Source organism: Mesorhizobium sangaii (assembly GCF_014207355.1).
Classification (GTDB): domain Bacteria; phylum Pseudomonadota; class Alphaproteobacteria; order Rhizobiales; family Rhizobiaceae; genus Mesorhizobium; species Mesorhizobium sangaii.
The window spans coordinates 412,535-420,953 of the sequence record NZ_JACHEF010000007.1 but is presented as its reverse complement, the minus strand read 5'-3'; the positions used below and the strand labels follow the sequence as shown (position 1 = coordinate 420,953).

At 57.5% G+C, this 8,419-nt stretch carries 3 protein-coding genes, 3 tRNA genes and 3 rRNA genes; 8 read left to right on the top strand and 1 reads right to left on the bottom strand.

The genetic code is table 11. The features are described 5' to 3' along the window. The 6 genes from HNQ71_RS29680 to HNQ71_RS29655 all read left to right on the top strand — a co-directional run. A 16S ribosomal RNA gene (locus HNQ71_RS29680) occupies positions 1–1,324 on the top strand; the annotation flags it as partial. Between the two features lie 279 nt (positions 1,325–1,603). Then, a tRNA-Ile gene (locus HNQ71_RS29675) sits at positions 1,604–1,680 on the top strand. 54 nt (positions 1,681–1,734) lie between these two features. Continuing rightward, positions 1,735–1,810: transfer RNA gene (locus HNQ71_RS29670), tRNA-Ala, on the top strand. A gap of 494 nt (positions 1,811–2,304) precedes the next feature. Continuing rightward, positions 2,305–5,163, top strand: a 23S ribosomal RNA gene (locus HNQ71_RS29665). 275 nt (positions 5,164–5,438) lie between these two features. Continuing rightward, a 5S ribosomal RNA gene (gene rrf / locus HNQ71_RS29660) occupies positions 5,439–5,553 on the top strand. Between the two features lie 144 nt (positions 5,554–5,697). Further along, positions 5,698–5,774, top strand: a tRNA-Met gene (locus HNQ71_RS29655). 293 nt (positions 5,775–6,067) lie between these two features. Here the strand turns inward: HNQ71_RS29655 and HNQ71_RS29650 are convergent. Next, the gene (locus HNQ71_RS29650; RefSeq protein ID WP_184877115.1) at positions 6,068–6,985 is read right to left on the bottom strand and encodes a LysR family transcriptional regulator; all 918 of its coding nucleotides are present in this window, start codon (positions 6,983–6,985) and stop codon (positions 6,068–6,070) included. 128 nt (positions 6,986–7,113) lie between these two features. Between HNQ71_RS29650 and HNQ71_RS29645 the strand changes: the two genes are divergently transcribed. Further along, positions 7,114–7,761 carry a DsbA family protein gene (locus tag HNQ71_RS29645; RefSeq protein WP_210334081.1) on the top strand — a complete coding sequence of 216 codons (648 nt, stop codon included), beginning with the start codon at positions 7,114–7,116 and terminating at the stop codon, positions 7,759–7,761. Between the two features lie 41 nt (positions 7,762–7,802). Further along, positions 7,803–8,414 carry an NAD(P)-dependent oxidoreductase gene (locus HNQ71_RS29640; protein ID WP_184877114.1) on the top strand — a complete coding sequence of 204 codons (612 nt, stop codon included), beginning with the start codon at positions 7,803–7,805 and terminating at the stop codon, positions 8,412–8,414. Positions 8,415–8,419 lie beyond the last annotated feature (5 nt).

Genomic DNA, 8,419 nt, shown 5'->3' with positions numbered 1-8,419 from the left:
CGTCCTTCGGGAGAAAGATTTATCGGAGATGGATGAGCCCGCGTTGGATTAGCTAGTTGGTGGGGTAATGGCCTACCAAGGCGACGATCCATAGCTGGTCTGAGAGGATGATCAGCCACATTGGGACTGAGACACGGCCCAAACTCCTACGGGAGGCAGCAGTGGGGAATATTGGACAATGGGCGAAAGCCTGATCCAGCCATGCCGCGTGAGTGATGAAGGCCCTAGGGTTGTAAAGCTCTTTCAACGGTGAAGATAATGACGGTAACCGTAGAAGAAGCCCCGGCTAACTTCGTGCCAGCAGCCGCGGTAATACGAAGGGGGCTAGCGTTGTTCGGAATTACTGGGCGTAAAGCGCACGTAGGCGGATTGTTAAGTTAGGGGTGAAATCCCGGGGCTCAACCCCGGAACTGCCTTTAATACTGGCAATCTCGAGTCCGAGAGAGGTGAGTGGAATTCCGAGTGTAGAGGTGAAATTCGTAGATATTCGGAGGAACACCAGTGGCGAAGGCGGCTCACTGGCTCGGTACTGACGCTGAGGTGCGAAAGCGTGGGGAGCAAACAGGATTAGATACCCTGGTAGTCCACGCCGTAAACTATGAGAGCTAGCCGTCGGCAAGTTTACTTGTCGGTGGCGCAGCTAACGCATTAAGCTCTCCGCCTGGGGAGTACGGTCGCAAGATTAAAACTCAAAGGAATTGACGGGGGCCCGCACAAGCGGTGGAGCATGTGGTTTAATTCGAAGCAACGCGCAGAACCTTACCAGCCCTTGACATCCCGGTCGCGGTTTCCAGAGATGGATTCCTTCAGTTCGGCTGGACCGGTGACAGGTGCTGCATGGCTGTCGTCAGCTCGTGTCGTGAGATGTTGGGTTAAGTCCCGCAACGAGCGCAACCCTCGCCCTTAGTTGCCAGCATTCAGTTGGGCACTCTAAGGGGACTGCCGGTGATAAGCCGAGAGGAAGGTGGGGATGACGTCAAGTCCTCATGGCCCTTACGGGCTGGGCTACACACGTGCTACAATGGTGGTGACAGTGGGCAGCGAGACCGCGAGGTCGAGCTAATCTCCAAAAGCCATCTCAGTTCGGATTGCACTCTGCAACTCGAGTGCATGAAGTTGGAATCGCTAGTAATCGCGGATCAGCATGCCGCGGTGAATACGTTCCCGGGCCTTGTACACACCGCCCGTCACACCATGGGAGTTGGTTTTACCCGAAGGCGCTGTGCTAACCGCAAGGAGGCAGGCGACCACGGTAGGGTCAGCGACTGGGGTGAAGTCGTAACAAGGTAGCCGTAGGGGAACCTGCGGCTGGATCACCTCCTTTCTAAGGAAGAACCTTAATGGAAACGCTCATCTGATGAGCCTCTGCCTTTCGGTTCTCTTGGAACAAGACGGCAGAGAGTCACTCTGACCGTCGCGCATACCTTAAGCGGGTCTGCCGCCTTCGTTTCTCTTTCTTCAGCGAATGACTTTGACTTGCGCTCGCGCGCCGTACCGGCCTTCGGCCTGGCGCTCCGCGAGGGCGCGGCACGAGCCGCGACGGCCGGTTGGCCTTGCGAGACGTGCGTCTCGTTGGCGAAAGCCGATTTGCGGCGCAGTCTTAGGGCTTGTAGCTCAGTTGGTTAGAGCGCGCGCTTGATAAGCGTGAGGTCGGAGGTTCAAGTCCTCCCAGGCCCACCACTTCGCAATCCGCAAGGATTGTCGGATCTCCTCGATATCTGTCGGGAATAATCAGGGGCCGTAGCTCAGCTGGGAGAGCGCCTGCTTTGCAAGCAGGATGTCGTCGGTTCGATCCCGTCCGGCTCCACCACTCGCGCAATCCGCAGGATTGTCGCTTCTCCGTGCAATCCGCAAGGATTGTCCGCAGCACAATCCGCAGGATTGTCGCGTCTTCTCCAGGGAAGAAAAGGTGTTGAGTGGAGATGAGGTGTCAGAAAAGTCATTCGTATAAAGTTTTGCGGGAAGCTTTCTTGGCTTTCCCGCCTGTTCTGTTTGACATCGTAAAGAGAAGATTTGTTCGAACTTCATGAGCCCAAAAGGCTGGTGATTTGTCGCGGGAGACGCTCAATCTCCCGCATATGATGGGTTTGCCTAACCGCACCCTCGAACCGATCTCGAGAAGCTGGTCTTTTTGTGCCAATGACATCGGGCTAAATCCCGCACAGGATTTGGCCCATGCGACAATCCCTCCGGGATTGCGCAGGCGACGATCCCTTTGGGATCGCGCTGAAGCGGGATCCTTCGGGGTTTGGCTGAGGCGACGATCTCTTCGAGATCGCGCGGATGGGTATTGGCAATGAGAACGATCAAGTGTCTTAAGGGCAATTGGTGGATGCCTTGGCATGCACAGGCGATGAAGGACGTGATACGCTGCGATAAGCTACGGGGAGGTGCGAATACCCTTTGATCCGTAGATTTCCGAATGGGGAAACCCACCTAAGGTACTTGGAAAATCAGAGCAGCAGGCCTGCGCGATCTCTTTGGGATCGCGTTGGAGCGACAATCTCTTCGAGATTGCGCTGATGCTGCTGTGGTTTCCAAGTATCGATAATAGGTAACTTACCCTGAATACATAGGGGTAAAGTGGCGAACGCGGGGAACTGAAACATCTAAGTACCCGTAGGAAAGGACATCAACCGAGACTCCGGAAGTAGCGGCGAGCGAACCCGGACCAGGCCAGTGGCGATGATGAGACAAGCGGAACCTTCTGGAAAGTAGGGCCATAGTGGGTGACAGCCCCGTACGCGTAATGCAAATCATCGTCCTCGAGTAAGGCGGGACACGTGAAATCCTGTCTGAAATTGGGGGGACCACCCTCCAAGCCTAAGTACTCGTGCATGACCGATAGCGAACTAGTACCGTGAGGGAAAGGTGAAAAGCACCCCGACAAGGGGAGTGAAAGAGTACCTGAAACCGATTGCCTACAAACAGTGGAAGCCCAAGGTTCGTCCTGGGTGACCACGTACCTTTTGTATAATGGGTCAGCGACTTAGTGTGACGAGCAAGCTTAAACCGCTAGGTGTAGGCGCAGCGAAAGCGAGTCTGAATAGGGCGTTCAGTTCGTCGCATTAGACCCGAAACCGAGTGATCTAGCCATGAGCAGGTTGAAGGTAAGGTAACACTTACTGGAGGACCGAACCCATAACTGTTGCAATAGTTCGGGATGACTTGTGGCTAGGGGTGAAAGGCCAATCAAACTCGGAAATAGCTGGTTCTCCGCGAAATCTATTTAGGTAGAGCGTCGACCGAATACCCCAGGGGGTAGAGCACTGGATGGGCTAGGGGTCCTCACCGGATTACCAAACCTAACCAAACTCCGAATACCTGGGAGTACTAGTCGGCAGACACACGGCGGGTGCTAACGTCCGTCGTGAAAAGGGAAACAACCCTGACCTACAGCTAAGGTCCCCAAGTTATGGCTAAGTGGGAAAGGATGTGAGGATCCCAAAACAACCAGGATGTTGGCTTAGAAGCAGCCATCATTTAAAGAAAGCGTAACAGCTCACTGGTCTAAATAAGGGTCTTTGCGCCGAAAATGTAACGGGGCTAAAGCCATACACCGAAGCTTAGGGTTCGTGAGCAATCACGAGCGGTAGCGGAGCGTTCTGTAAGCTGATGAAGCCATACCCGTGAGGGGTGGTGGAGGTATCAGAAGTGCGAATGCTGACATGAGTAACGTAAGGGGAGTGAGAGACTCCCCCGCCGAAAGACCAAGGGTTCCTGCTTAAAGCTAATCTGAGCAGGGTTAGCCGGCCCCTAAGACGAGGCGGAAACGCGTAGTCGATGGGAACCACGTTAATATTCGTGGGCTTGGAGGTAGTGACGGATCATTGAGGTAGTCCAATCTTATCGGATTGAACGGGCTGCTGCGTGGTTCCAGGAAATAGCTCCTCCTTATAAACCGTACCCGAAACCGACACTGGTGGTCTGGTAGAGTATACCAAGGCGCTTGAGAGAACTATGCTGAAGGAACTCGGCAAATTGCACGCGTAACTTCGGAAGAAGCGTGACCCTTTTCCACGCAAGTGGAGGAGGGTGGCACAGACCAGGGGGTAGCGACTGTTTATCAAAAACACAGGGCTCTGCGAAGTCGCAAGACGACGTATAGGGTCTGACGCCTGCCCGGTGCTGGAAGGTTAAGAGGAGGGGTGCAAGCTCTGAATCGAAGCCCCAGTAAACGGCGGCCGTAACTATAACGGTCCTAAGGTAGCGAAATTCCTTGTCGGGTAAGTTCCGACCTGCACGAATGGCGTAACGACTTCCCCGCTGTCTCCAGCATAGACTCAGTGAAATTGAATTCCCCGTGAAGATGCGGGGTTCCTGCGGTTAGACGGAAAGACCCCGTGCACCTTTACTATAGCTTTACATTGGCATTCGTAGTGGCATGTGTAGGATAGGTGGTAGGCTTTGAAACCTGGGCGCCAGCTCAGGTGGAGCCACCCTTGAAATACCACCCTTATTACTATGGATGTCTAACCGCGGCCCGTTATCCGGGTCCGGGACAATGTATGGTGGGTAGTTTGACTGGGGCGGTCGCCTCCTAAAGAGTAACGGAGGCGCGCGATGGTGGGCTCAGAACGGTCGGAAATCGTTCGCTGAGTGCAATGGCATAAGCCTGCCTGACTGCGAGACTGACAAGTCGAGCAGAGACGAAAGTCGGTCATAGTGATCCGGTGGTCCCGCGTGGAAGGGCCATCGCTCAACGAATAAAAGGTACGCCGGGGATAACAGGCTGATGACCCCCAAGAGTCCATATCGACGGGGTTGTTTGGCACCTCGATGTCGACTCATCGCATCCTGGGGCTGGAGCAGGTCCCAAGGGTATGGCTGTTCGCCATTTAAAGCGGTACGTGAGTTGGGTTCAGAACGTCGTGAGACAGTTCGGTCCCTATCTGCCGTGGGTGTAGGAATATTGAAAGGATCTGTCCCTAGTACGAGAGGACCGGGATGGACGGATCTCTGGTGGACCTGTTGTGGCGCCAGCCGCATAGCAGGGTAGCTATATCCGGACGGGATAACCGCTGAAGGCATCTAAGCGGGAAACCCACCTTAAAACGAGTATTCCCTGAGAACCGTGGAAGACGACCACGTTGATAGGCCGGGTGTGGAAGAGCGGCAACGCTTGAAGCTTACCGGTACTAATAGTTCGATCGGCTTGATCGTTCTCATTCCTTATGCCCATCTGACGCAGTCAGATGGTTTGTTCTCACTCACGCTTGTTCCGCCCTGCGGGCGGCGCTACGTGGGTGCGGCGCATCGGCGCCGACGGTCGGTCGACCTTGCGAAGCTTCGCTTCGAAGGGCCGGACCGAAAGGACAACCAGGCACACATAAGACCAGCGAACAGCTCCGAGAGAGCACCAGGATGGGGTTCCCCCTATCGGCGCTCGCTCATCGCTATTCGCTCAAAAGCTTCTCGAACAACGTGCGTTTTGCCGACCTGGTGGTTATGGCGGAGCGGCTGCACCCGATCCCATTCCGAACTCGGCCGTGAAACGCTCCAGCGCTGATGGTACTTCGTCTCAAGACGCGGGAGAGTAGGTCGCTGCCAGGTCTGCCAAACGCACGTTGAAATCTTCTCTTTATGAACAGGCCCGCCAACGGGATCACGGGCCGCGTAAGCGGCCCTTTCATTTGGTGAGACTTCTACCTATCTGTAGGCCATCCTTATCGTAGGCTTGCGCTTACTTCTGGTTGACGCGGGGTGGAGCAGCCCGGTAGCTCGTCAGGCTCATAACCTGAAGGTCACAGGTTCAAATCCTGTCCCCGCAACCAAATACAAAAACAGCCCGGCCCAGCCCGGGCTGTTTTTGTATCCGGATGACCGTGGCCATGGAATTGACCCCCTCATCAGGGCCCGCAAGGAACCATAGTCGACGCAGCAGGCAAATAAGACAAAGCCTTCCCCGCAACCAAATCACAAACGCCCGTCTGGCCAAAAGCCAACGGGCGTTTTGTCTTTTGGGGATGCCTTGGCCGTCGGTTCTCGGTAAGTCTTCACTAACGTTTCCACGCGCCGGAAATTGCCCACCTTTTGCAGCGTCCTGCAATAGATCGCCGTATTTGCGTCACGCCGTGTTGCGTCCGCGCGATCGGTTTTTTTCGGCCGCCGCGAGCAAGTCGACGAAGGCGCGCACCTTGGCGGGCCGGAAGCGGGCCGGCGGAAAGACGGCATGGATGCCGCCGGTGGGCAAGCTCCAGTCGGCAAACACCGGCACCAGCCGTCCCTCGGCGATGTCGTCGCTGACGCTGTAGTCGGGAAATACGCCCAGTCCGATGCCGACGAGCACGCAGGCAAGGGCGGCGGGGCTCTTGTCGCACATGATGATCGGATTGAGTTCGGTCAGCACTGTTTCACCATCCCTGGAAAACAGCCATTGGCCGATGCCGCGCAGCTGGGCGTTGCCGACCCAGGCCAGCGATCTTGCCTGGCGCGGGCTGACGTCGGGCGGCAGGCTTGCCGCGAAGGCGGGGCTCGCCACCACGGTCTGCCGTATCGTGCCCAAGCGACGCGCCTGGTTTGAGGAATCGGCGAGCCAGCCGACGCGGATGCCGAGATCGATCTGCTCGTCCACAAGATTGCTCACCGCGTCATCGAAGATCGCCTCGACGCGCATATGCGGATAGGCCTTCAGATAGGCGGCCATGACCGGGGCCACGATCTTGGTGCCGTAGTCGAGCGGGGCGGTCAGCCTTAGCATTCCGCTCGGCTCGACCGCTCCTTGCGAGATTTCGCCATAGGCCGCCTCCGCCTCACGCAGGATGATCATCGCGCGATCATAGAAGAGGCGACCCTCTTCGGTCGGCGTGACGCGCCGTGTGGTGCGCTGCAGCAGCGTTGCGCCCAGTTCCTCCTCGAGCTTGCCGATCTGGTGACTGACCACGGCCTTGGCGACACCAAGCCGGTCAGCTGCAGCGGTGAACGAGCCGGTTTCCATCACCGTGGTGAAGTAGGCAAGCCGATTGAGGTTCAGAAGTTTGGCCAAGGCGACAGCCCTTTGTCTGATTGGATCAGACAGTTTGTATTATTGGACGCTATTTATCGCAAGGCTGTCGCCTGTCATGGATGCGCCAGCACATTCGACCGGTGGGTGGCCGGTCTTTCCGCACCAGGATGGCAGCGATCGTGAGCAATTCAGAAGTGACCTACCTCTTCGATCCGCTCTGCGGCTGGTGCTATGGCGCCACCCCGATGCTGGACAGGCTCTCGGCCGGCGGCGTGCGTGTAGAGCTGCTGCCGACCGGCCTGTTCTCGGGTGCCGGCGCGCGTCCGATGGATGAAGGTTTTGCCGCCCATGCCTGGGCGAACGATCAGCGCATCGAACGGCTCACCGGACAGAAGTTCACGCAGGCGTATCAACACAACGTCCTCAATGTCCGCGGCACCTTGCTGGACTCCCACGCCGCCACACTCGGCATCAGTGCGGCCGGCCTGGAAGATTCCAGCCGTAGGCTTTTCGCGCTGAAAACGATCCAGCGGGCGCGCTATGTCGACGGCCTCGATATCGTGACGATCGAAGGCATTGCCGAGGTGCTCGCCGCCGCCGGCATGAGGGACGCCGGCGACCTGCTGAAGGCGCCGACGGAAGGGCTGATGACGGCCCACCGCGAGCTCGTCGGCCGTGGCCGCGCGCTGTTCCAGCGCCTGCATGCCGATGGCGTGCCTGCTCTGGCGGTCATCCGCAACGATGCGCCCCGGCTCATCGGTTCGAATGCATTGTTCGGCAGCTTCGACAACCTCGTCGCCCACATCGCGGCGTGATCCATCCACCAGCAATCTCCAACAAGGAAACGGAAAAAGACATGGCAAAAGTCGCTCTCATCGGCGCATCGGGCGCTGTCGGTTCACGCCTTCTCAGGGAACTCTCCGATCGCGGCCACACGGTCACCGGCATTGCCCGTAACCCGGAAAGGATCGCGGCGCTGCCGGGCGTGACAGCCAGGAAGGGCGATGTCTTCGACAAGGAAGGTCTCGCCAACCTGATCCGTGGCCATGATGTGGTGATCAGCGCCGTGCATTTTCTGGACAGCGATACAGACGCGCTGATCGCTGCCGTGCACGCCTCCGGGGTGAAGCGCTATCTCATTGTCGGCGGTGCCGGCAGTCTCGAAGTCGCACCCGGCAAGCGTCTGGTCGATACGCCGGAATTCCCAGCGATCTACAAGGCTGAGGCGCAGAAGGGCGCCGACTTCCTGGACAGGTTGAAGACCGTCGGTGACCTCGACTGGACGTTCCTGTCGCCGTCCGCCATGTTCGTTCCTGGCGAGCGCACCGGCCAATTCCGCCTCGGCAAGGACACGCTTCTCGCCTCGGACAAGGGCAGCAGCATCTCGTTCGAGGACTACGCCCTCGTCATGGTCGACGAGATCGAGAAGCCGGCGCACATCAGGCAGCGCTTCACCGTCGGCTACTGATCGAA

What these genes read in the sequence shown, in the direction of transcription:
- HNQ71_RS29645 (WP_210334081.1), top strand. Translation starts at nt 7,114, where the DNA reads ATGGCAGCGATCGTGAGCAATTCAGAAGTGACCTACCTCTTCGATCCG.
- HNQ71_RS29640 (WP_184877114.1), top strand. Translation starts at nt 7,803, where the DNA reads ATGGCAAAAGTCGCTCTCATCGGCGCATCGGGCGCTGTCGGTTCACGC.